A 24,575-nucleotide genomic window follows, 5' to 3' on the forward strand; every position below is an offset into this window, starting at 1 on the left:
AATTGAACTAAGCACGTGAACACATCCAATTCGGGATTAGGGCAATCTTCGTGTCAGGGCAAATTAAGCCCCGAACGAACTAAGGATTCTTAAGAAAGAAAATATGGGAAGCTCTGCGGACAGATTTGCGTTGGTGCGGGACTACCGCCAGGCCGCAAGTCATCCTCCTCTCCAACCAAACCTGCAATCAGGGCCCCTTTTTTCCAGCCAAAAGTCTACGATCATGACAACATTACCGACTAGCAGCCCCACCAACGGTAGCAGCTGCGAACTCCATTCACCAATGCTCCAAGCTTTATTGGAATTGTTAAGCTCACCACGTGTTATTCACTCGGAAATGGTCTGTGCCAACCACTATCCTCGATTCCTGTTTGTGCCCTAATCCCGAATTGGATGTGTCCACGTGCTTACCAGATCGAAATCGCTGCAAATTCGGCACCGAATTCATAGTACAATGTTTCGCGCCCCGTTGCTCTAGCCCCACCTTCAGATCACAGGAATATTGACCATGTCTCACCTGCCTGCCGATCGCTCGAGTTCTTCGATCACTCCCAATCGTCGCCGCTTTGTTCAGACCGCTTCGATGGTTGGCATCGCCACCGCCGCCCTGGGCTCGACCCCGACTAAAGCTTCCCCCAATGAACGAGTGAATGTGTGTGTGATCGGCGTGCGCGGGCGTGGTCAGGGTGTGGGCAAAAACTTCGCCGCGTTACCCGAAGCCCAAGTAACGCATATCTGCGATGTCAACGAACCACTGATGGGTGACTTCGGCAAACAGATCACCGAGATTCAAAAGTCCTCTCCCAAAGCCGTTCAAGACTTGCGACGCGTGCTGGATGACAAGAGCGTCGATGCCATCGTCGTCACAACTCCCGATCATTGGCATGCGCTGGCTACGATCTGGGGATGCCAGGCAGGCAAACATGTCTACGTGGAGAAGCCGATCTCCAACAACATCTATGAAGGTCGGCAGATGATTGCTGCGGCGCGTAAATACAATCGCGTGGTGCAAGTTGGCACACAGAGTCGCAGCGCCGATCACTATATCGAGATCATGAAACAACTAGCCGCCGGCCGCATCGGCAAAGTTCATATGGCTAAAGCTTGGAACAGTCAACTGCGACGCAAGGTGCCTGCCAAGCCGGATGCGGCTGTGCCAGAGGGACTCGATTGGAATATCTGGCAAGGACCAGCGCCGGAGCGTGCTTTTAACGAGAACCGTTACACCTACGGCTGGCGCTGGTTGTGGGACTACGGTACCGGCGACATGGGCAATGATGGCGTGCATGACCTGGACATCGCTCGCTGGGGCCTCGGCGTCGACTATCCAACCAACATCAATTGCACGGCCGACAAACTGGTGTTCGCCGGCGACATACAAGAGACGCCCGACTCTCAAATCGTGGCCTTCACTTTTCCCGAAAAACAATCGATGCTGGTTTACGAACAACGCCTCTGGTCACCTTACTTCGTGGAAGGTTACGAAAATGGTGTAGCATTCTATGGCACCGATGGATACATCATCGCCGGCCGTCAAGGTTGGAAGGTCGTCGAGAAACGCAACAAAGTCGCTCAGGAGGAAAAGGCGAGCTTTTCGGAAGTTCCGCACCTGAAGAATTTCGTGAGCTGCATCAAGGAAGGCAAGACACCGAACTGCGATATCGAAGAAGGTTACAAGTCCACCTTGCTGGCTCACCTGGGCAATCTCTCATTCCGCGTAGGCCGCTCACTGCAGTTTGATTCCAAGTCGCAGCAGTGTGTCGGCGACGACGAAGTCAACGCTCTCTTCAAACGCGAAGGTCGCAAAGAGTTTCGTATCCCAGAGTCGGTGTAGCGACACTCAGCAATTACAATGCGGACTCCCGAATTGGATGTGTCGACGCGCTTACCCTGCTGGATGAGAAATAATGATAGGTACACACAGGTTTAGACTGCTAGTGATTTTTAGCCTCATGGTTTTCGCTCGACTGGCGCATAGTCAGAACTTTGACGAACACTATAAACTTGGTCCAGATTCACTGCCCCAAGAAGGTGTCCCGCACGGTACGCTCTCGGACGCGGAGGTTATTCAAAGTCAAGCCTATCCAGGGACGCAGCACACTTACTGGGTCTATGTTCCAGCTCAATATACGGCGGACAAGCCCGCGGCCCTGATGAACTTCAACGATGGCCAGGCCTTCAAGCAAGAAGATGGGGCCATCCGCGCTCAGCATGTCATGGACAATCTGATTCATCGTCGCGAAATTCCGGTCATGATCGGCGTCTTCATCAATCCGGGGCGCACGCCAGATCAACCTGAACCAACGCCCAAGAACTGGGGTGACAGTAACACCAATCGGCCGACTGAATACAATTCGCTCGATGATCGCTATGCACGCGTGATCGTGGACGAGTTAATGCCGGCTCTGCATGCCAAGTACAATATTTCGAAAGAAGCCAAGGACCATGGCATCGGCGGTGCCAGCTCAGGTGCGATCGCAGCCTTTACCGTTGCCTGGCATCGTCCGGAACAGTTCTCCAAGGTCGTTAGCATGATTGGCAGTTTCACGAATTTGCGCGGTGGTCATGTTTATCCCGAGATGATTCGCGACAACCCAGCCAAACCAATTCGTGTGTATTTTCAGGATGGGCGCAACGACAATCGTGGCCAGCGCCGCGGCCAGTATGATGAAACTCGCGACTGGTTCCTGCAGAATGTTCGGCTGGTAAGTGCCATGCAAGAGAAAAACTACGACATCAATTATTGTTGGGGTATTGGCGGTCATAGTTCACAGCACGGTGGAGCCATCATGCCCGACATGATGCGCTGGCTGTGGCGTGATCATGGGGTCTCCACCGATCCAAACGATCAAGTCGAGCGTTCGTTCTCCAAACCGTAAACTCCTCACACAGCTCTAGATACACACTTTTAAATTCATGGGTTTTGCAGCAGCCTTATCGATTTTCCTCAGCGCCTGCTTGTTGTTTCTGGTGCAGCCCATGTTGGGCAAAATGATTCTGCCCTGGTTCGGCGGTACGCCGGCGGTGTGGACGACTTGCCTATTGTTCTTTCAAGTCTTATTGCTGGGTGGCTATGCCTACGCCGCAGCCATAACCCGCTGGTTGAAAACGAAACATCAAGCCTGGTTGCACTTGAGTTTGCTTGTCGGTGCGATGTGCCTCTTACCGGTAACGCCCAGCGCCACATGGAAGCCGCTAGATGGTGAACAACCCGTGCAGCGCATTTTGATCATGCTGCTGGTATGCGTCGGCATGCCCTACTTTTTGTTGTCGGCTAATTCGCCCCTTGTCCAGCGCTGGTTTGCGCAAGTACATCCCGATCGATCGCCCTACCGGCTGTATGCGCTATCCAATATCGGTTCGCTCGGAGCGCTACTGGCGTATCCATTTCTGGTCGAACCGGCTCTGCGGACCTCGCAGCAAGGTTGGATCTGGAGCGGAGCTTTTGTGCTCTACGTACTCGTCTCGGCAGTGATTGCTTGGAAACTGGCAGCCGGGAGTTGGGAGTCGGGCACCACTGCCCCAACAACGGGCAATACAGCTTCCAGCCGCAGCCAGAGCACAGATTTAGAAGTGGTGACTTGGCAGAGGCGGCTCAGTTGGTTGCTACTGCCCGCGCTCAGTTCGATGATGCTGATGGCGGTGACCAACCACCTTTGTCAGGACGTGGCAGTGGTACCATTCCTGTGGATTGTACCTTTGAGCATCTATCTGATTACGCTCATCATCTGCTTTGATCGCGAGCAGTGGTATCGACCGCTGTGGTTTGGCGTCGGTTCGATTATCACGATTCTGGCTGCGACCGATTTGGCATATGTCTATTATCTTTCGACCAAGGCTGAAGAACCGCTATCGCGACTGATGTTCCTGCTGCGTTACGATGTCCGCATTTTGATCGGCGTGTATCTTTCAGTATTCTTTTTCGCTTGCATGCTCTGTCATGGCGAAGTTTATCGTTGTCGCCCCAAGGCTTCGAAGTTGACCGAGTACTATTTAACGCTTGCCGCTGGCGGAGCCTTAGGCGGGCTGGTCGTGGCGATTGTTTGCCCAGCCGTGTTCTCGACTTTTATGGAGATCCGCATCGGGTTAGTGCTGTGCCTGTGTTTAGCGCTGGCCGTCACCTGTCGAGAATTGTCCCGGCTACGCTGGGGTGCCTCAAGTGAAACCCGAGCGCCGGTGGCGGTCAAAGCGTCCAAAAAGCGGGCCGCGACTACCGCCCAAAAATCACCGGCCGATCTGCGCTCGCGCGTTTCGCCCTGGTTGTTGGGGCTGCTTTCCAGCGTGATACTAGTGATCGTCATCTTGACCCAATGGTTAGCCATGGAGAATTCGCCCTATGCCCAGCACTATCGAAACTTTTATGGCGCTCTGACCGTGCGCAACTGGTATCCAGATGATCATCCACTGCGCGGCGTTGGACTTTACCACGGGGCGATCTTGCACGGCTATCAATTCCTCAGCCCGGGGGAAGAGCAAACGCCGACTACGTATTACACGGAAGATAGCGGAGTGGGCAAGCTGCTGTTAACCAAACGCGGCTCCGGTCCTCTGAAAGTGGGCGTGGTTGGTCTGGGTATCGGTACGCTGGCCAGCTACGCACAGCCTGGTGATACGTATCGCATGTACGAGATTAATCCACTGATCATTCAGTTGGCTCAGAGTGATTTCACGTTCTTGAGAGCTTGCCAGGGACAAGTAGAGATCGTTCCTGGTGATGCTCGATTGTCACTGGAGCGCGAAACGGATCAGCAGTTTGATGTGCTGGTGCTCGACGCCTTCAGTGGCGATTCCATTCCCGTGCACTTGTTGACTCGCGAAGCCATGGAGGTTTATTTGCGTCACATGAAACCCGACGGTGTCATCGCGGTTCACGTCAGCAATCGTTATGTGGAGCTATTGCCAGTGGTAGCCGGCCTGGCCGAAGAATTCCACTTACAAGCGGCGCACATAAGCCAGGACAGATCTGAGGGCATCCATATAGCATCCTGCGAATGGATGTTGGTCACTCGAAGCTCATCACTGCTCGATCACCCGGATTTAGTAAACTATCGCTTCGAGCCCCACGCGCGGCCCAACTTTCGCAACTGGACCGACGACTTCAACAATTTGCTCGAAATCATGCGCGCACCTTGACCTCCCGGGGCCCGTTCTCTGATTAATTACTTTATGCATAAAGTAAAAGTCGACCGCAGGGGAGAACCTGCGGTTATTGCTCGCCAAACGGATAGTCGACGGGTGAATATGGGATGGCCAGTTCCGGCGTCATCAAGCGCACGCCACCTTTAGCGCGAGACGTTAACAAGCGGTCGAGCATGCCGGCTGCGAGTAGCGTGCGTTCAACCGGGTATGCTGGCCGCCCGGAGAGCATCATCTTTTCGATGCCCTTTAGCAAACAGGCGAAGTGCGGATAGCGAGGTTCGACGCGTTCCTCGGCGCGAAAGGCTTCTACCTGGCGATCCGATTTGCGATAAGCCATCGATATCGCCTGGGCACTGTTGTCAAGCATCAGCACCGGTGCCAGCCAACCATCGAGATACTTGATCAAAAAGAGAGCGCCCGCTTCGGGTGGCGACTGCAGCACGGCGGCCCGCGTCGTTTGACTGCTCTTGAGAGCCGCATCGAGTACCTCACCGTCGATCGTACCAGCATCGATCAGCGACTGTAGTTTGCTGAGTGGTAAACTTTCAACCCACTCGACCCCGCGCTCGCGCGGTGTAGCTCCAGGCGTGCTGGCCCGGCGCTCCAGAATACTCTGCATAACATCCAGCGTATGAAAACCGTATACATCCAGCCCTGAGTAGCCGACGGCCACGCTCGAAAGTAGTTTGTCGCCCCATGGCAAGGTTACTTGTGGATCGCGATAACCCACCGGTAACGATGAACCTGCCATCCAAGGCACTTGCAACTGCTTGGTTCGCTGTGCCATCCACAACATGTCCTGGAGTTCTGGACCAGGATGTTTATCGTGGAAGACTGGGACAACCTGGCCACACTTCTCGAAGGTGGACAAGATGCCTTCAAAGAAGCGACGTCGCGGATACAGATGCTGACCGATCGCGTTGTGTGGATAGTCTCCGTGCTCGCCAATACAGATCACTCCATCGATCGCCAGCTTGTCACTGCCTAACGTCAGCGACTCAGCAATCGAAGGGTAGATGCGAAACCCATGCTGCTTGGCCAGGTCACGGGCTAGATCGTCCTCCGGAAATTGATCGACATACAGGGATACGAGTTCTAACTGCGGTCCAGCACCACCGTCGTGTTTCCAACCTGAAAGAATCTTGCTCAAGATCACATCGGCATGTGAATTCTTGCGATAGATGGTGATGACGCCAGCCATACGCTTCTTGGGCAACTGAGGCACAGCCAGAGGCAGGAAAGCCAAGGAACTAACTGCGGCTGATTGGCGAATGAAATCGCGGCGATTGGTGGACATGGTGTTTACCTTGTTGACCCAGTGAGCAGAATTTATAGGATGCCATACTTCTGGAACGCGGCAGTGGCTTTCATGCCCTGCCCTATTGCCTCGCGCACGACGTTCTCGCCTTGGACTTTTTCCAGTGCCAATTCGAGAGCTTGATCTTCGACCGCTTGTGGAATCACTACGATGCCGTCGCGGTCGGCGATCACCAGGTCACCAGGATTGAACGTGACACCCTCGATTTCCACTGGCACATCGATATCAACCACACGTTGGCGATTCAGGCTGTCATAAACGCAGGTGCCACGAGCCCAAACAGGAAAATTCATCGAAGTTATTTTTACCAGGTCGCGGATCGCGCCATCGATAATCGCGCCGACACAGCCGCTATTGAGGGCAGCGGTCGTGAGCAGTTCCCCCCAAATGCCCGAACGCATGGAACCGCCAGCCGCTGCGATTAGCACATCGTCCGTTTGACATTCGTCCACTGCGCGGAGCTCCAGTTCATAGGGTTTGGGGTCCACATGAGCCATATCAGCCCACAAGGTGGTCTTGCAACGACCAATCAGAACCGCCTCAGGCCTGGTCAGAGGTGGCAACGGAATGCGCGGCGACTGATGCGTCAAGCCAAGTTTATCGAGCGCGTCGGCCACCACGGCCGAGTAAAGTTGTGATCGTAGCTGGTCCAACGAACGAGTCATGTGTGCTATGCCTTGCTGGTGCCATAGTGTTTAATCTGCCATACTTGCCCCGCCTATTGTTCCCCAAACTCTTGCCCAATTCCAGACTATGCGTATCGGCATCATCGCCCTGCTCCACGAGTCCAATACCTTTGTACTCCAACCCACAACGCTGGATCGCTTTCGCGAGGATCTCTATCTGGAAGGTGAGTCGATTCGGCAAAAACTGGCGGGCAGTCACCACGAAATAGGTGGCTTTTTCGCAGGTTTAGAGGCCGCCGGTGTCGAAGCGGTACCTATTCTAGCCGCCCGCGCCACGCCGGCTGGCATCATTACAGCAGACGCCTGGCAACAACTGACCGAACGCATCCTGACGCTCGTGCAGGCTTGTCCAGAATTGGATGGAATTTTAGTGGCACCCCATGGCGCGGCGGTCAGTCAAGTGGCGGCCGATGCGGATGGTTATTGGTTGAGCAAGCTTCGCGAACAAGTTGGACCACAATTGCCGATCATCGGCACGCTCGATGCGCATGCCAATCTCTCTACACATATGGTGGCCGCCTGCAATGCCTGGGTCGCATATCGCACGAATCCTCATTTGGATCAACGTGAACGCGGCATCGAAGCCGCCAACTTGATGGTGCGAACCGTGCATGGCGAAATTCATCCAACCATGGCGGCCAGTTTCGCGGATCTGGTGATTAACATCGAGCGTCAATGCACCAGCGAGCCACACTTAAAACCAATCTACGATTACGCGGATGCACAATTACAACAGGCCGAGGTGCTTTCTAACAGCATCTTGCTGGGCTTTCCGTATGCGGATGTGGCTGAGATGGGTTCAGCCACGCTCGTGGTCACCGATAACAATCCCGCCTTGGCTCAGAAGTTGGCCGACGAACTGGCTGACCAACTTTGGCAACAGCGCCAGGAACTAGTTGGCAAACTGGTTTCAATTGAAGAAGCCCTCGCGCAATGTCGCGCTGATCCGCAAACTCGCTATTGTTTGCTCGACATGGGGGACAACGTCGGCGGAGGCTCAGCCGCCGATGGCACGGCGCTGGCCACTGCGTTACTGGCTAAGCGCCTTGGTCCGAGCTTTGTGTGTATCTACGATCCTGATGCTGTTGAGACTTGCATTGCGGCCGGCGCCGAATCACGCTTGACGATCACCGTGGGTGGCAAGGTCGATGATCAACATGGCAAGCCATTGAAGTTTGATGCGCGGTTGTTGTCGTTGCACTCGGGACGCTTTCGCGAAGACGAGCCACGGCACGGTGGTATCGTAGAGTTCGATCAGGGTGCGACGGCTGTGGTCGAATCCGTCGATGGACATCTGACGGTCATGTTGACCAGTCGGCGCATGGTGCCATTCAGTCTGAAACAGTTAACCAGTTGTCAGGTCGAGCCCAAGGATTTTCGAATCCTGGTGGCCAAAGGAGTCAACGCGCCGATTGCCGCATATCGCGACGTGTGCGACAAGTTCATACGTGTTAATACTATTGGATCGACTTGTGCCGATCTGGATGAGCTGGATTTCAAGCATCGCAGAAAACCCCTGTTTCCATTTGAAATTTGAAACTTGATATCTCAAAGTCTCAATTTTGACTTGCCCAAAGTTTGAATTTTGAGATTTCAAATCTAGAATCTTATCTTCGGACTAACTCTCACGTACTTCCCCCCAAAGGAACTCATCGCATGCGTTTGCGAAAAATTCTCCCGGCTCTTTTAGGGCTACTAACTGCGGCGGTTTCTGTTCCAGCTCAAGAGTATCAGAACGGCATTGAGTGGAAGAAGCCTGCGATGGTTACACCAGGAGCCAACAATTCGGATCCACCTTCGGATGCGACTGTCCTCTTCGACGGCAAAGACCTTTCGCACTGGAACGGTGCAGAGAAATGGAAACTGGTCGACGGAGCGATGGTTGTGGGCGGCGGCCAGATCACCAGCAAAGAGAGCTTTGGTGATTGTCAGGTCCACATTGAATGGTCTGCTCCGACGCCAGCTCGCGGCAGTGGACAAGGTCGTGGCAACAGCGGTCTGTTTTTGATGGGCCGTTATGAATTGCAGATTTTGGATTCCTACGATAATGAAACGTACTTCGATGGCCAGGCCGGCGCGATCTACAAACAAACGCCACCCATGGCCAACGCCACGCGTCCGCCAGGCGAATGGAATACCTATGACGTCTTCTGGACTGCGCCGCGTTTCAAGGCGGATGGTTCCCTGGAATCGCCTGCTTATATCACCGCGGTCCACAACGGCGTGCTGATCCTCAATCACTTTCAGCTCAAAGGCGACACACCATTTGTGCGGCCACCCAAGTATGAAGCGCACGAGCCTAAGGGCCCCTTGGCTTTGCAAGATCACGGCAATCCTATGCGCTTCCGCAACATTTGGGTACGCGAGCTAGTGCCGGTTGAGGGCAAGCAAGTCAAACCTCCGTACATCAAGAAGGGCGATGTGGAAACGCCTATTGAGTAGAGCCGCTTGACTGCAGCCGCCTTAGAGCAGGTCTTTGGGTGGCACTGGCTATGCGCAGCATTGCCAGTGCATGGAACGAAGTGGTGCCGTTGGCGAGCCAGTTGAGCAGCCAATGTATGCGAAGTTGTGCTCGCATCCCTTGGGGGACAACTTAACGCCATGCAATTGCACTACATAAAAGCTGTACGGTCTCGATAGCCGCGCTCAACAATGAACGAGTACGATGTTAGTGCCGATCTTGAGGGCTGCGCATTGCCGTAGCACACATCACTTCTTTGCTATCGATGCGCTAGAGCGACTGGGCACCGAAAGCGGGCGACGTCTGGGCGAGCTTCTGCTCAAACACTACGCCCGCTATTTAAAAGGTGCGAAGGATCCGGACGACTCCTTCAAAGACTTTCAGAATCATGTCATTCATGTCACCCAAAACAACTGGGGCGGCGCCCCGCGCGCATGTCAGCAGTGGCTCGACAAAGCCATGCAGCATCTGCGAAGCGGCGAATGGTCCGAGGCAGCTTATGCTTGCGGGGTGCTGAGCCATTACTTCACCGATCCCATTATGCCGCTGCATACCGGTCAAACTCCTAAAGAATCGGTGGTGCATCGTCCGCTGGAATGGAGTGTTTGTAAAGCGTACGAAGAAATCTATGCTACGTGCCAATTCAAACAGGCCGCGTACCAACTCAAGTTGCAAGAGGACGATAACTGGGTCGCTGCTGCCGTGTTGGACTGTGCACGCATCGCTAACAGTCACTACGAACGCTTGATCGAGATCTACAACTTGGCGCGGGGCGTAGCAGATCCTCCGCGCGGTCTGACGAAAGAAGCTCGCCAGATCCTGGCGGACCTGTTCGACCTGGCCATGGGCGGCTGGGCAGCGATTCTGATGCGCATGGCAGCCGACATGCCCACCATGCCGCCCGATTGTTCACTGACGCTGTCAACGGTCATCGCTGGCCTCGACATGCCTCGGGCGATGGTAATCCGCAAATTCACCGACGCAGCCCAGCGCGCCGAAGTGCAGCGGATCTTTGATGAATTCACCGAGACCGGCAAGGTCGTGGATAACTTGCCTGCCGAGCAGAAAGTTGTCCGCCGCGAGTTCGCCAAGCATCTCCAAGAATTACAGGCACCGCTCGCGCCGGCACCAGCCGCGGCGCTCGTACCAGCTCGACCGAAAGCCGCTGAGCTACCGCTGGTTGCTCCGGTGGCTCCGGTAATTGAAGAAGACGATGATGAACTTGCCACTGACGATTTTCCGCATCCGCTGACCACCGACGAAGCTGATGACAATCGCGACGATGATGACGAATCAGAATCGGATGAAGGCGACGAAGACGACGAAGACGATTCAGCAGCTGAAGTGGAGGAGGAAGATGACGACGATGTAGTCAACGATGAAGATGTAGCCGACGATGAAGATGTAGCCGACGATGAAGATGTAACCGACGATGAAGATGTAACCGACGATGAAGATGTAACCGACGATGAAGATGAAGTCGTTGATGAAGATGAAGTCGATCACAAGGAGAAGCGTCGAGCTCCGAGAGCCACCTCATCGCGAGAAGCTAGTGGGGCCAGGGTGAGTTACGAGTCGCCGCTGGTGGATGCGCCTTCGATTGGGCCGAAGACGGCCGATCGATTTACGGCTATCGGCGTCCATACGATAGGCGAGTTCCTGGATAACGATGCGTCGGCGATGGCCGAGGCGCTGGCAGCAGATTGGATAACGCCGGAATTGATTGAAGACTGGCAAGACCAGGCGGCTTTGGTTTGCGAGTTAGATATACTGTGTGGATATAAGTCGCAGTTATTGGTGGCGGTCGATTGCCGAACGGTCGACGATTTGGCCAGCGCCAATGCGGCTCATTTGCATGCGAAGATTGCTAAGTTTGCTGGCAGTAAAGAAGGCCAACGCATTCTGCGGAAAACAGCTGTTCCTAAACGCGAAGATGTAGCAGCATGGGTGGAGGCAGCCAAAGCAGCGGAATAGTCTTCGATCGCCCTGGTTGGCTCTGGGTCGCACGCGGTTTGCAACTGAAACTCGTGGCGATGTGGATTCTGCTGAGCGTCCCGCTGGTGATGGGAGTCGTCTGGTATCGAGCGGGTAATCCAATCTGGGTGGCAGCCGGAGTTTTAGCGCTGTCGCTGTTGGTCGATAGTGTCGGGCGCATATGCTGTATGGCCGGCGGTGTTGTTGGCAGCCACCGCTTGATCGCATCCACCATCGCTCAAATGACTGCCATCATCGTGGCCCTGTTGCTGAGTATCGATCTGTATGAGCGGCCCATGTTGAGCGGACCGATCCTGGGCGTTTTGTGTTTGGGGCAGTTGATTGCTGCCAGCACCTTTGTAGGCTATCTCTGGAGTTTGATGGAGCGTGTGGATCGGCCTGACTTGCGGCCTTATGCGGTGACCTTGAGCGGCGCGATGATCGGTGGCTTGATATCGTTTGGCACTTTCCTAGTGGTGGTCTGCCTGAGTTTGGCAGCGGCCATGGTAATGGGGGTCTTTTGGATTCCATTGCATTTCACGTTGATGTTCAGCTCGGTCGTCTGGTTACCGTTGGCGTTGGTCTGTCTGGCCATGACATTCCGGCTGTTTACCTCTTATGGGATCTTGATTGCGCGCTTGCGGGCTGCCATCTTAATTGAGGCTCAACGGAAAGAGGTTTCCCCCTAACGCCCGATCTCGTCATTATCCCCTCTCGGTGACACTCATGCCCATTCGCTTTCCCTGCCCAGGTTGCGGTGCGCAACTAAACGCACCCGATGAATACGTAGGTAAGAACGCCAACTGCAAAAAGTGTGGCGGTCGCTTCACCATTGCTGGCCCTACCCAGACTACTCCTACTCCTACTCCTACTCCTACTCCTACTCCTGTCGCGCGAGCGGTGCAAGTAGTTGCAGCCCCAGCCAGTGTGCCGGTGGTAGCTCGCATGGCCGCGCCAGCCGTGCCCGAAGTCATCCAACCTACTCCAGTGCTTGCCGGCCCAGCCGCACCGCTGGCTGCCGTCAAACCAGCTGCCAAGCCTCAGCGAATATCGGCCGCAGCGGTCGCACCCACGGCGGCTTCGCAACTGACGCCTGAACAAATGGCGTTGGCCTTTACCGGTGGCATCGCCAAGGTGCCGGTATCGATCGGCTACAAATTATCGTTGACCGCGGTGTCACTGTTGATGGTCCTCTTGCCGCTGATCTACATCGGTCTGATCTGTTTGATTATCTATGGGGCAGCGCTGTACAGCGTAGCCGGGCTATCGATCTTCCAAGGCGCACAGAGTGGCTCTGGCCGACGGGGTGGTGGCTTGATCTTGATCTACCTTACGCCCCTGGTCATTGCAACCATTACCGTCATCTTCATGGTCAAGCCGTTTTTTGCTCGTATGCCCAAGGCCGCCAAGCCGCGTTCGGTCACGCGCGAAGAGCAACCTATCTTGTTTGATTTCGTGGCGCGCATTTGTCAAGCGGTTGGGGCTCCGATGCCCAAACGCATCGATATCGATACCGATGTCAATGCGTCTGCCTCTTTTCGCAATGGTTGGCTCAGTCTGCTCCAGCCCAATGATTTGGTGCTGACGATCGGCATGCCGTTAGTGAAGGGACTATCGGTTCGCGAACTGGGCGGAATTTTTGCTCACGAGTTCGGGCACTTCTCGCAGGGCGTCGGCATGCGACTGACCTACATCATTCGCTCAATTAACATGTGGTTTGCCCGCGTGGTCTACCAGCGCGACCGGGCTGACGAGTGGTTGGCAGGTGCGGCCAAGAACAGTGACTTTCGCCTGGCCATTGTTTTGTACCTGGCGATGGCGGTTGTTTGGCTGACGCGCCGCGTGTTGTGGCTGCTCATGATGCTCGGGCATCTAGTCTCTTGCATGTTGATGCGTCAGATGGAATACGACGCCGATAGCTACGAGATTCAGTTCGCCGGCACCAAGGAGTTTGGAGGTACCTTTAGCAAGCTGCAACGCTTGGGATTGGCTTATCAACAATCCATTGCTGAAGCGCAAGAGTTTTATGTCGATGGCAAACTGGTGGACGATCTACCCAACCTGGTGCGTATCAATCGCAATACGCAAACCGCTGAATTGATCAAGAAATTGGAAGAGCAAGTTGCTGAGAACAAAGGCAATTGGCTGGATACTCACCCAACCGATGCGCAGCGAATTGCGGCGGCGGAGCGGATTAACGCTCCGGGCGTCTTCAACCTCGAAGCCCCAGCCGAGGCGCTGTTTGTTAACGTCGATCAGTTGTCCAAACGCGTCACGCGGGACTTCTTCGAATCCATCTTTGAAGATCAATTCAAAGAGAGCATGCTGGCCAGCGTGCAACAGCTAACGTCATTTAAGCAGGCTGCTAAGGAAGCTGAAGAAGCTCGCAAACGCATGTTCAGCGAAGCCTTTACCAATCCACGCGCCATGCATCTGGGATTGCCCAGCGATCGCGGTCAACCACCTGCCCACTCCATGACCCTGCTCAAACTGGCCCAAGAAAAGATGTCAGCTAACCTGGCCCAATATGCACAGCACAGTAAACAGTTCGACGAGATCGACAGTCGTTGGTTGCATGCGCACCAGGCCAGTGCCTTACTGCAGTGCGGTATGAAACTGAAGCCCGCCGACTGGAAAGATTTGCCCGTTCAATCGCCACCTATGTTGGACCAAACCATCCAACAAACGCAGATGGAATTGGCTCACATGCACGAGCAACTCTTGGCTTTCGAACAGTCATTTGCCGAGCGCGTCGACGCGGCTTTGCAAGGGCTCTTTGCGCAAGTTCGTCACGATCCGAACTCGGAGTCGGCCTCCGTTCTGAATCAAGCTCAAGCGGTCTTGAAGGTCTTGTCTGCCATGGATCAAATGCACCGTCCCCTGGTTGATCTACGCAATGATTTCGTGTCGACCATGACCATCTTCGGTGCGGTTGGCGACAAGATGACTGAGAAGCACGTAGAACGCGTGAAGTACTACGGCGATCGCATCAAGGGCACCATTGCCCAGCTGAATCAGCACTTTGCCCATGTGCCCTATCCGTTTGAGCACGCGGGCGGACCAATGTCGATGTCGCAATATTTAGCACCAGACGCCGACAAAGTACAGGACTACAGCGATGCCCTGCAAGCAACCGATGGTTTACTGAAGAACTATCAGTACGCCTACTTTCGTTCGATCGGAACACTCGCCGCAATCATCGAGCAGCAGGAAAAGAGTGCCGGTCTATTTTAAGCTCGATTCGGTAGGTCCACCTGCATAGTCTCACGCCAAGGCGCGAAGGCGCCAAGAGGGAACTGCGTAGCTTTGCGTCTTAGCGCCTTGGCGTGAGACCGTATTTTAAACTCGCTACGAAGTGACCATGCCGCACTACGTCCGACAGTCGTTGCCCCGGAATTTCTCTGTGTCTCCGTGTCTCTGTGGTTAGTAAATCGAATCTAACCACAGAGGCACAGAGACACAGAGAGACGTTCACAGATCGCCCGCCAAGGCGCGAAGGCGCCAAGAGGGAACTACGTAGCGTTGCGTCTTAGCGCCTTGGCGTGAGACCGTATTTTAAACTCGCTACGAAGTCTAGACCATGCCGCACTACTTCCGACAGCCAGATGCCCCGGAATTTCTCTGTGCCTCCGTGTCTCTGTGGTTAGTAAATCGAATCTAACCACAGAGGCACAGAGACACAGAGAGACGTTCACAGATCTCACGCCAAGGCGCGAAGGCGCCAAGAGGGAACTACGTAGCTTTGCGTCTTAGCGCCATGGCGTGAGCGCAATTTAAACTCGCTACGAAATGACCATGCCGCACTACTTCCGACAGCCAGTGGCATCGGAATTTCTCTGTGCCTCTGTGTCTCTGTGGCTAGTCAATCGAATCTAACCACAGAGGCACAGAGACACAGAGAGACGTTCACAGATCTCACGCCAAGGCGCGAAGGCGCCAAGAGGGAACTACGTCGCTTTGCGCCTTTGCGTGAGCCCGTATTTTAAACTCGCTACGAAGTGACCATGCCCCGCTACTTCCGACAGCCAGTTGCATCGGAATTTCTCTGTGCCTCTGTGTCTCTGTGGTTAATTGAGGTGGTACCGCTTTTCTGGACAGTCCAGTCTCTTGCGCTTCAGGACTGGGTTGATTCGAACTGGACTGGACTGAGATAGCCAAGAGAAGAGTGCCTTCTCTCGACGTTGTAGTATTCGATGTAGGAAGCTATGTCTTTGAATGCTTCCTTGGTAGTACTGTATTCGGTTATCTCCAACTCTCTCTTGAGTGTTCCAAAGCAAGATTCCATGGCTGCGTTGTCGTAGCAGTTATCTGCTCGAGACATGCTTTGGCGCATGGCTGCTCGTTTCAGGATTTGACGATATTCTTTGCCTGCGTACTGTCCACCACGGTCGGTATGATGGATCAAGCCAGGCGATGGCTGTCTCGCGGTGATCGCGTTGCGCAGTGCGGTTAGCACTAGTTCCTCGGTCATGTCATCACTTAGATGCCAACCTACAATTCGACGCGAATATGCATCCATCAAAACGGCTAAGTAGCAGTAGTGACATTCAGCACACGGTATGTAAGTAATGTCTCCTACCCACACCTGTCCGATGCCATTTGCGCTTTCACTTAAAAGCAGATTTGGGTTGTATCCTAAGCGGTGCTTACTTTCAGTACTGCGAGGCTTAAATGACTTGGGTTGAATTGCACGAAGTCCCTGCATTTTCATTATCCGACGGGCTTTGCGCCGACCGCATTTCATGCCTTTCTCAGTGAGCTCAGTTGCAATTCGACGGCTACCATATCGACGACGATGATGCCTGAATGCTTCGCGCACTTTAGGCGAGAGAATACGATCCTCCTCATCGCGCTGTGTGTCGTCAGAATTAAGCCACGAGTAGTACGCACTACGGGTCAACTCCAACACTTCACAGATCTGGGTGATCGGTGCCACTTCCATCTGTTCAATGGCCTGAACGACTGCGTAAAGCTCTACGAGTCGTTCCGGCCTAAAATACCCAAAGCTTTTTTTAAAATGTCTCGCTCACGCTCCACGCGGTGAAGCTCCGCCTGCATCTGCTTTAGCCTGGCATCCATTGCGTCAGCGACTGGGCCTGCGTCTGTGACCAATTCTTGCTTCCATTTGTACAGCAAGTTCCTTCGAGGGATCCCAAGCCGTTCACAAATCGACGAAGCTGAATGCCCATCAAGGTGCATTTGTACAGCTTCTTGCTTCAGGTCTTCCGGATAAACTCTTCGTGAATTCTTTAGCTTCTTTTGAGGCTTCATGCCGTCTCCTTAGATTGCTCATTCTAAGAGACTGGACTGTCCGGAAAAGCGGTACCACCTCAAATCAATCGAAGCTAACCACAGAGGCACAGAGACACAGAGAGACGTGCACAGATCTCACGCCAAGGCGCGAAGGCGCCAAGAGGGAACTACGTCGCTTTGCGCCTTTGCGTGAGCCCGTATTTTAAACTCGCTACGAAGTGACCATGCCCCGCTACTTCCGACAGCCAGTTGCATCGGAATTTCTCTGTGCCTCTGTGTCTCTGTGGTTAATCAATCGAAGCTAACCACAGAGGCACAGAGACACAGAGAGACGTGCACAGATCTCACGCCAAGGCGCCAAGATGGAACTACGTAGCTTTGCGTCTTAGCGCCTTTGCGTGAGCCCGTATTTTAAACTCGCTACGAAGTGAGCATGCCCCACTACTTCCGACAGACCGTTGCCCCGGAATTTCTCTGTGCCTCTGTGTCTCTGTGGCTAGTCAATCGAATCTAACCACAGAGGCACAGAGACACAGAGAGACGTTCACAGATCTCACGCCAAGGCGCGAAGGCGCCAAGAGGGAACTACGTCGCTTTGCGCCTTTGCGTGAGCCCGTATTTTAAACTCGCTACGAAGTGACCATGCCCCGCTACTTCCGACAGCCAGTTGCATCGGAATTTCTCTGTGCCTCTGTGTCTCTGTGGTTAATCAATCGAAGCTAACCACAGAGGCACAGAGACACAGAGAGACGTGCACAGATCTCACGCCAAGGCGCCAAGATGGAACTACGTAGCTTTGCGTCTTAGCGCCTTTGCGTGAGCCCGTATTTTAAACTCGCTACGAAGTGAGCATGCCCCACTACTTCCGACAGACCGTTGCCCCGGAATTTCTCTGTGCCTCTGTGTCTCTGTGGTTAATCAATCGAAGCTAACCACAGAGGCACAGAGACACAGAGAGACGTGCACAGATCTCACGCCAAGGCGCGAAGGCGCCAAGAGGGAACTACGTCGCTTTGCGCCTTTGCGTGAGCCCGTATTTTAAACTCGCTACGAAGTGACCATGCCCCGCTACTTCCGACAGCCAGTTGCATCGGAATTTCTCTGTGCCTCTGTGTCTCTGTGGTTAATCAATCGAAGCTAACCACAGAGGCACAGAGACACAGAGAGACGTGCACAGATCTCACGCCAAGGCGCCAAGATGGAACTACGTAGCTTTGCGTCTTAGCGCCTTTGCGTGAGCCCGTATTTTAAACTCGCTACGAAGTGAGCATGCCCCACTACTTCCGACAGTCGTTGCCCCGGAATTTCTCTGTGTCTCCGTGTCTCTGTGGTTAGTAAATCGAAGCTAACCACAGAGGCACAGAGACACAGAGAGACGTGCACAGATCGCACGCCAAGGCGCGAAGGCGCCAAGAGGGAACTACGTAGCTTTGCGTCTTAGCGCCTTGGCGTGAGCCCGTATTTTAAACTCGCTACGAAATGACCATGCCGCACTACTTCCGACAGCCAGATGCCCCGGAATTTCTCTGTGCCTCTGTGTCTTTGTGGTTAGTAAATCGAAGCTAACCACAGAGGCACAGAGACACAGAGAGACGTGCACAGATCGCACGCCAAGGCGCGAAGGCGCCAAGAGGGAACTACGTAGCTTTGCGTCTTAGCGCCATGGCGTGAGCGCAATTTAAACTCGCTACGAAATGACCATGCCGCACTACTTCCGACAGCCAGTTGCATCGGAATTTCTCTGTGCCTCTGTGTCTCTGTGGTTAGTAAATCGAAGCTAACCACAGAGGCACAGAGACAGGCGCCAAGAGGCGACTGGCAGCTTATTGGCGGCGTTTGTTTTTGAAGTCGACTTCGATGACGTTGTTAGTTTGAGGACTGGAAACGCTAGGAGCGATCCCAGACTTGTCGCGGCTCTGCGGCGTGTGGGTATTGGCGAAGTCGATTTTCTGAGTGGGTTTGCGACGCCCATCAGGCGTGATCTCGTCCCATTCTACCTGCCGCATGAATGGACGATCTTCGCCTTTGCGCGTGACGTCGGTTATGCGGACTTCGATACCCGTACCTTCCTTGAGTTTCTTGGCCCATTTATCTTCCAAGTCATGGTAAGTGCCAGCTGAATTGGCTTTCCAATTTTGCCGCGACAGATTATCTGCACCGCCAGAGGCACCAAAGCGGTCACCTACCAAATGGCCCGCGTGATCACCAGTGCCGGATGATACTTTGGACTGCGCGGACTTGCTGCGGTGTCTCATGACCGTATCGGGAACACCCAAGCGACCGCTGACTTGCTTGTAAGCTCGATCGCCCGTTTCCCAACTGCGATATTCGAAGCGTTTGCTGATATCCGGCAATACCTTGGCCAGCGGCTTGGCAGCATGACGTTGCAGAAAGCCCTCCACTACGCCACGCATATGATCAATGGACTTGTTAGCGCCGGCCGGCAACAAATCCAGCACGGCTTTCAGTTTCTGCAACCCGGGCAACAAGGCTTGGGCTGCCTTGGTTGATTTCTCAGCTAGTTCGACCGCTCTCTCAAGCGTCTTCAAATACTTAGGCAACTTGCCGGCTTTGGCCAAGTCACCGACATACGGTACCATGCTGACGCCGGATATGACCGCATCGAACCATTGTCCCCGCGCTAGCGCCAACAAACAGCTCGCCCCATCCGAAGTGGGTGTGGGATCAAAGATGCCCGCCAGATCAAAGGCCATTTGCAGCAGATCCAATCCCAGCTCACGCAACTGCTGCGTTTCTAAATCCGGGTGGTCTGGATGCGTTGTACCTACTCCGTGAGTTCCCGGAGCAGGCGATGTCGTTCGCGCCAGCGTACCGGCGTCCATCGTTGGAGTCGTCGAAGTACCGATCGCACCAGGAAAACGCGTCGGAGCCATATTCTCTCTCCCAGGCAAACAGAACGGGAAAAGGGGCAGGTCTATTTGTTGCAGTCTAGTATAACCCGCCGACCACTCGTACTCCTACTCCTACTCCTACTCCTACTCCTACTCCTACTCCTACTCCTACTCCTACTCGTGCAACCAACGAGTACGACCGGCACCACCGAGCTTGTCTCGGTGGACCGCTGACTGACTTGGCTAGATCGCTGAGAAAGACAAATCATTGATGAAGCGTGATTGGCTTTTCCATTTCAAAGCGATCCAAAGATTGGTCGCCAATCTCCACAGTCTCCTTCTTCGTAATTGCAAACCCCAGGGCACTAAAAGCGGGCTGAGCCATCAGGCTGGCATGCACCCAGAGCCGTGTCTCTCCAGTCTTTTGAGCCAGCTTCTCAATCGACTGATAGAGCAGCCTAAAGATTCCAGTCCCCTGAGCAGATGGGCGAACGTACGCGAAGTCGATGTAACCATTGGCAGCCAGGCTCATGAATCCCACAGTTTTCCCGGCTAAAATCGCAACCAAAATCGTCTGTGATTCCAAACGCTTGTTCCACTCCGATCCGCTACGTGGCTGCGGAACCCACGCCCGTCTTTGCTCTTCCGTATACTGGCTGCGACCGTTCCGGACGGCGTCGAACATGACAAGCGCAAGCGCGTCGTAGTCGTTGGCAGTTGCCTCGCGTATGTCAATTGCAGTCGCCATTGGCGAGCAGTTCTTTCATCTTGAGAGACTGACAGTTTCGGCGACATCGATCCACCGCGTGGTTATCCGCTCTTCGTCTTCGATCGCATTCGATTGTCACGTGCGTTGTGTTCAACCTCAACGAGACCAAGGTGCTCCATCATGGGTGGTACGTACATCGCAAAGCGGCCACGGAAATTCTTCTTTAAGCCGTACCAGCCACCAATTGGATTATCCTTGGAACGAGCCCAATGTTCGACCGTTCCCTCATTTGTTTCTTGTTTCTCGTCTTTACTACCCAACAGCATCCAATCGCCGTGGCGTTTTAACATGGCCGCAAGATCATCAATGCATCGCAGGTCGTAGTGCAAAATGGTTGTTCCAACCGTGCATACGAGAATGTCGGTCCCGTCCTTTTCGTCGATGTGCATTGTGTAACTGGCGGTACCGGGCGGAGTTTTCAGCTCCAGCGGCTTGTCCTTGGTTCCGATCTTCTTGCGGTAGTCCGGCATCAAGTGGTCTCCTCAGCGGCTTTCTTGAGATCGGCAGCAAATTGATTGAACGAATCATCAAAGGGCGGGATCATTCTAGCAAAGAGCGGAAAGATCGGCCCACCGATTGTCTCGGACATTGAGAACCGCGTTTCACCACTGGATTTCGGGATCAGAGTGAAAATGCGCGTCCCCATCGCATCGCCCCATTTGAGCCGCTTGTTGGGATCGAATTCCTTGACCTTCAGTTTAAACCGCCGGTCGGGGGCGAGCGTTGATCGCAATACAATCTTTTCACCAGGAGCAATCTTCCCGGCCAGTTCCACGATGGTACTGTTCCAACAAGGAAACGACTCCGCGTTGGTCAACAGCTTCCAGATCGTCTCGGGGGACGCGGCAATGTCGATCGCCACGGACGTCTGGCGACTGAAGAACTTCTTGATGGTCGCGGCTTTGCCAGTCGTTTGGCTATCGGTATTTGACATTGCATCGCCTGATCTCAGATGTCTTCGCACACATTTATATGGACCGAATTATAGCCCCTATGCACGCGCGGCCGCAACTATTTTCCATGTTTAGCTGACCGCCTCTTGCTGGGCAAAAAGATTAGCCATACCGCATTTACTTGATGCGGAAAGTAGTACAGCCGGAATCCAATTGATGTCGCAACCGAAACTTAATTATTTAAGATTAGCGCTTAATACTGTTCCAAAATTTGATCGGAGGAGAGAACACTAGTTGGCTCACTTGCGTCACGACTCTAGACCAACGCAATTGTCATCTAGGCCCATAAGTTCTCGACAGCGGCACTTGCACTCAGTAAAAGTCCGGGCTCAGCCACTCCATAGCATATGCAACAGCGATGACCGCCAACACGGAAAAGCCGACCAGGGAGCTCAGCCCGGACATGACAGTCAATGCGATCGGCCTAACGCGGTACGTTGCAACCCCGGCTATTCCCAAAACCGCTGCAGCGAGACCAAACCCTGTTCCACCGTACACTTGGACTAACGAAGAGAAGGCTCCAAAAGTCGAGTAAAATACCGGACCAAACGGAATGGCGATCACCGCCAAAATCGCAAAAAACAGACAGAGCCATGGAATCCAAGCCAGTAGTCGAGTCATATAAGGCACATTACCTTCTGTCAGCACCCGAGTCTTTAGCACCAAAATCATCCCACAAATTAAAAGGTGGATGGTCTTTACCCCTTCGCGCCTTTGCGTGAGATATGCGGTCCAGTCGGATCGCCGGGCCCCCGAGCACTGGGGATGGGCTTGCATCAGGTGGCGAGGAGCCAAAGTAAAGGCAACACAAACGGAAAGGCAAACATTCCGAATATCGCTGCCGCGAAGTTGATACCAGGATCTGCCCAGAGGTCGTCTGCAACGCTCGCAGCCGTTAACATAAACGTCGCAGCAAATAATACTATTGCGACAATGGCAACCGGCGGAGTAAAGAATTGAGCTGCCGTCGACGCAGCGGTGGCGAAAGCGCATGCAAACGCAACCGTCATGACTACGAGCAATATTGACCTCAACGAAATATGCAGAGTAGCTTTTGCATTTGAGTATCTCAACGAGTTCTCCTCATTTGCGTTCTGTCAAATTTCCGAGAATTCCGACCATTGGATCGAGTATAGCCCGGCTGCGGTCAATTTGGCAACCATGTCCCTGGTAGCAAATGGAGTTTCGAAATCTTCTCTTCGTTACTTCCGAACCGAGCTGCGATGCGTCAGACTCCGATGCACGGCATGGTTCCCCGCTCCTGAGGATCATCGAAGTGACATCCACCAGTTCACAGCAAATGCTGACGCAACCGAACACCCCATCACCGTGAGCAAAACCGCGTACCGCCTGGATGTCGGCGCATTGCAAGCAGTGACGATTGGTCGCCAAAGCAGAACGGAAAGACCGCAGATCGCCAGCACTGCGGTAAAACTCATTGCGCGGTATAGCATGGGGGGATCGTGGTGCACGGGGACACGCCAACCAAGAGTCGCACCAGTGCCGACAACGACGATCTCGCACGCCACGTACCAACACCAATGAACAAGTGCCAACCACCAACCAAGTTTGTGGTGTGCCAGCAGCATCACCCCTCCGATCAACGCGGAAGTCCCGTAGATCGCATCTTTGGCAAGAATCGCAGCGTGGAAATGCGAGTCAAGCTGGAATCCAAAAGACAGTTGCATCGCCCATGAGAAGAGCATGAAGCCGCCCCGTATGAGAAGCACAATCGCCAGAATCGCCAAGAGAGCAGATGGCAATCTCGTCAAAACGGAATGCGTTGCATCGCTCGGAAGCGATGCTGGATCATACGGATTCTCGGTCGTTGTATCGGTCATTTGTTGAAAGCATTCGATTTTGATCGGGGAACGCTAGTCGTCACTGCCAGTTCTTTTCTAGTGTCTATGTCGGTAGTTGATATGCTGCAGTGGGATGGAGAGGCAGGATACCTCGGCTAAGGCATAGCTTCAACGTCTACCAAGATTTTTCACGTTGCAGTTGTTCCAATTCTCGGGCTGCCATCTCGCGATCCTTTGGCTCTTTAGCCCGCGCTGATAAAGTCGCGGCGATGTTATTGGATGCGATCCAACCCAAGTTCCGCACTTCTGCGTCACCGTCATTCCGAAGTTCGCGAAGTTTCGGCAGCGAGAGTTTTACCCGCTCCAAACAATCATCCGACCAGGTAGCGAAGTCGCCCAATCCGGCACAAGCGAAGTACCGAACTTGGGAATCTTTGCAGGTGAGCGCGCGCTCCAGAAGCGGGATGCTCAATTCAACAAGCGTTTGGGGAGCGATCGATTTAAGGTCTCGCGTGACATGCGTGCGGCCCACGAGAATAACGCAGGAGCGTTGAACGTCCTCGTCGGCGTCATTGATTAGCTCCCAAAGTGGTTCTTCCGCAGCTTTACCGCACTGAATCAGCTTCAACATGAAAGGGAAAGCAGCCTCTCTTTGCCTTCGTCCACGAAGGCCATCATCAGCCGTGCGCCCCTGATCCAATTGCACCAGCGAAGGCTCCGTCATTGCTTCTCGAACTTTCTTCGCGAGCTCAGCAGCTCGATCCTTGGACACAGTGGTATCCGGCGCAGGCTTAGAATTACATCCGACAGCAATCGCAAGAGTAAGAGTAAGGCTAATCAGGCAAATATCTGTCCGTCGCATTAACCGTCTCCCAAAAAACCGAACGGCAATCGCTTGATACCGGCGTTTTCAAAGCACTCATTATAGGAGTATTACGGCACTGGAATGTCAGCAAGCATTATATACAGCAGCAGTGATACTGTTAACGCAGTCGTTGAAAAGCCCAGGACTAGCCGTTTCATCCACAACAATCGAGCACCAGAAGCTATTGCAGATCCGAACATTCCTAATGAAAAAGCGCATTTGTAAAAGTTGATGTCTGCAAACGGCCAATCGGTCATTAACCCGCCTCCCACGCTTGCGATCCCGAATCCAATAGCTGCACTTACTAGCAAGTTGCGCCCAGTCAGGCTGACTTGAACGAATAATATTGAAAACGGACAAAAAGCAATCCAACCAAAGGGAGTGCCGAGCCAATTTGCGAGGGACAATGCGGATGCGATGGCAGTTGTGGAATAGAACAGATTTCGCAAGGCGAATTGATGAGATTTGGTATGATGCGACGATGCGTTAACTGTCATCCCAGG

General features: G+C 53.8%; 18 protein-coding genes and 2 pseudogenes. 8 read left to right on the forward strand and 12 right to left on the reverse strand.

Annotated features, from left to right (window positions below; translation table 11 throughout):
* Window positions 1-508 precede the first annotated feature (508 nt).
* From SH573x_RS06425 to SH573x_RS06435, 3 genes are all read left to right on the forward strand, one after another.
* Entirely contained in the window at window positions 509-1,834 is a 1,326-nt protein-coding gene (locus tag SH573x_RS06425) for a Gfo/Idh/MocA family protein (protein ID WP_479353504.1), read from the forward strand.
* Window positions 1,835-1,952: 118 nt separating this feature from the next.
* Window positions 1,953-2,879, forward strand: coding sequence for an alpha/beta hydrolase (locus SH573x_RS06430; protein ID WP_479353505.1), 927 nt, complete (start codon window positions 1,953-1,955; stop codon window positions 2,877-2,879).
* Window positions 2,880-2,916: 37 nt separating this feature from the next.
* Complete coding sequence (locus SH573x_RS06435; RefSeq protein WP_479353506.1) at window positions 2,917-5,133, forward strand: fused MFS/spermidine synthase; 2,217 nt, start codon at window positions 2,917-2,919, stop codon at window positions 5,131-5,133.
* A 73-nt stretch (window positions 5,134-5,206) separates the two neighbouring features.
* On the opposite strand, the gene SH573x_RS06440 is transcribed toward SH573x_RS06435, so the two are convergent.
* The gene (locus SH573x_RS06440) at window positions 5,207-6,436 is read right to left on the reverse strand and encodes a hypothetical protein (protein WP_479353507.1); all 1,230 of its coding nucleotides are present in this window, start codon (window positions 6,434-6,436) and stop codon (window positions 5,207-5,209) included.
* Window positions 6,437-6,468: 32 nt separating this feature from the next.
* Window positions 6,469-7,122, reverse strand: a complete 654-nt coding sequence (locus tag SH573x_RS06445) for an RraA family protein (RefSeq protein ID WP_479353508.1) — start codon at window positions 7,120-7,122, stop codon at window positions 6,469-6,471.
* 88 nt (window positions 7,123-7,210) lie between these two features.
* On the opposite strand from SH573x_RS06445, the gene SH573x_RS06450 reads away from it, so the two are divergent.
* The 5 genes from SH573x_RS06450 (at window position 7,211) to SH573x_RS06470 (ending at window position 14,812) form a co-directional block, all read left to right on the forward strand.
* Complete coding sequence (locus SH573x_RS06450; RefSeq protein WP_479353509.1) at window positions 7,211-8,680, forward strand: M81 family metallopeptidase; 1,470 nt, start codon at window positions 7,211-7,213, stop codon at window positions 8,678-8,680.
* A 119-nt stretch (window positions 8,681-8,799) separates the two neighbouring features.
* Window positions 8,800-9,585 carry a 3-keto-disaccharide hydrolase gene (locus SH573x_RS06455; protein WP_479353510.1) on the forward strand — a complete coding sequence of 262 codons (786 nt, stop codon included), beginning with the start codon at window positions 8,800-8,802 and terminating at the stop codon, window positions 9,583-9,585.
* Between the two features lie 223 nt (window positions 9,586-9,808).
* Entirely contained in the window at window positions 9,809-11,578 is a 1,770-nt protein-coding gene (locus SH573x_RS06460) for a DUF4332 domain-containing protein (RefSeq protein ID WP_479353511.1), read from the forward strand.
* The gene (locus tag SH573x_RS06465) at window positions 11,548-12,267 is read left to right on the forward strand and encodes a hypothetical protein (protein ID WP_479353512.1); all 720 of its coding nucleotides are present in this window, start codon (window positions 11,548-11,550) and stop codon (window positions 12,265-12,267) included. The genes SH573x_RS06460 and SH573x_RS06465 overlap by 31 nt, the downstream gene beginning before the upstream one ends.
* Before the next feature lie 37 nt (window positions 12,268-12,304).
* Window positions 12,305-14,812, forward strand: a complete 2,508-nt coding sequence (locus tag SH573x_RS06470; protein ID WP_479353513.1) for a M48 family metallopeptidase — start codon at window positions 12,305-12,307, stop codon at window positions 14,810-14,812.
* Between the two features lie 880 nt (window positions 14,813-15,692).
* Here SH573x_RS06470 and SH573x_RS06475 read toward each other — a convergent pair.
* The 10 genes and pseudogenes from SH573x_RS06475 to SH573x_RS06520 all read right to left on the reverse strand — a co-directional run.
* Window positions 15,693-16,532: pseudogene (locus SH573x_RS06475) on the reverse strand (IS3 family transposase); the annotation flags it as partial.
* A 20-nt stretch (window positions 16,533-16,552) separates the two neighbouring features.
* Window positions 16,553-16,849, reverse strand: a complete 297-nt coding sequence (locus tag SH573x_RS06480) for a transposase (protein ID WP_479353514.1) — start codon at window positions 16,847-16,849, stop codon at window positions 16,553-16,555.
* 1,985 nt (window positions 16,850-18,834) lie between these two features.
* A pseudogene (locus SH573x_RS06485) lies at window positions 18,835-19,725 on the reverse strand (DNA/RNA non-specific endonuclease); the annotation flags it as partial.
* Window positions 19,726-19,948: 223 nt separating this feature from the next.
* Window positions 19,949-20,431 carry a GNAT family N-acetyltransferase gene (locus SH573x_RS06490; protein WP_479353515.1) on the reverse strand — a complete coding sequence of 161 codons (483 nt, stop codon included), beginning with the start codon at window positions 20,429-20,431 and terminating at the stop codon, window positions 19,949-19,951.
* A gap of 62 nt (window positions 20,432-20,493) precedes the next feature.
* Window positions 20,494-20,922, reverse strand: coding sequence for a DUF6855 family protein (locus SH573x_RS06495; protein WP_479353516.1), 429 nt, complete (start codon window positions 20,920-20,922; stop codon window positions 20,494-20,496).
* Window positions 20,922-21,386, reverse strand: coding sequence for an SRPBCC family protein (locus SH573x_RS06500; RefSeq protein ID WP_479353517.1), 465 nt, complete (start codon window positions 21,384-21,386; stop codon window positions 20,922-20,924). The genes SH573x_RS06495 and SH573x_RS06500 overlap by 1 nt, the downstream gene beginning before the upstream one ends.
* A gap of 331 nt (window positions 21,387-21,717) precedes the next feature.
* Window positions 21,718-22,077: a hypothetical protein gene (locus SH573x_RS06505; RefSeq protein WP_479353518.1), complete on the reverse strand. Its 360-nt coding sequence runs from the start codon at window positions 22,075-22,077 to the stop codon at window positions 21,718-21,720.
* A 596-nt stretch (window positions 22,078-22,673) separates the two neighbouring features.
* The gene (locus tag SH573x_RS06510) at window positions 22,674-23,246 is read right to left on the reverse strand and encodes a hypothetical protein (protein ID WP_479353519.1); all 573 of its coding nucleotides are present in this window, start codon (window positions 23,244-23,246) and stop codon (window positions 22,674-22,676) included.
* Between the two features lie 136 nt (window positions 23,247-23,382).
* Window positions 23,383-23,931, reverse strand: coding sequence for a HEAT repeat domain-containing protein (locus SH573x_RS06515; protein WP_479353520.1), 549 nt, complete (start codon window positions 23,929-23,931; stop codon window positions 23,383-23,385).
* Window positions 23,932-24,140: 209 nt separating this feature from the next.
* Window positions 24,141-24,569: a hypothetical protein gene (locus SH573x_RS06520; RefSeq protein ID WP_479353521.1), complete on the reverse strand. Its 429-nt coding sequence runs from the start codon at window positions 24,567-24,569 to the stop codon at window positions 24,141-24,143.
* Between the last annotated feature and the right edge of the window lie 6 nt (window positions 24,570-24,575).

It is taken from the genome of Rania fehmarnensis, assembly GCF_056494185.1.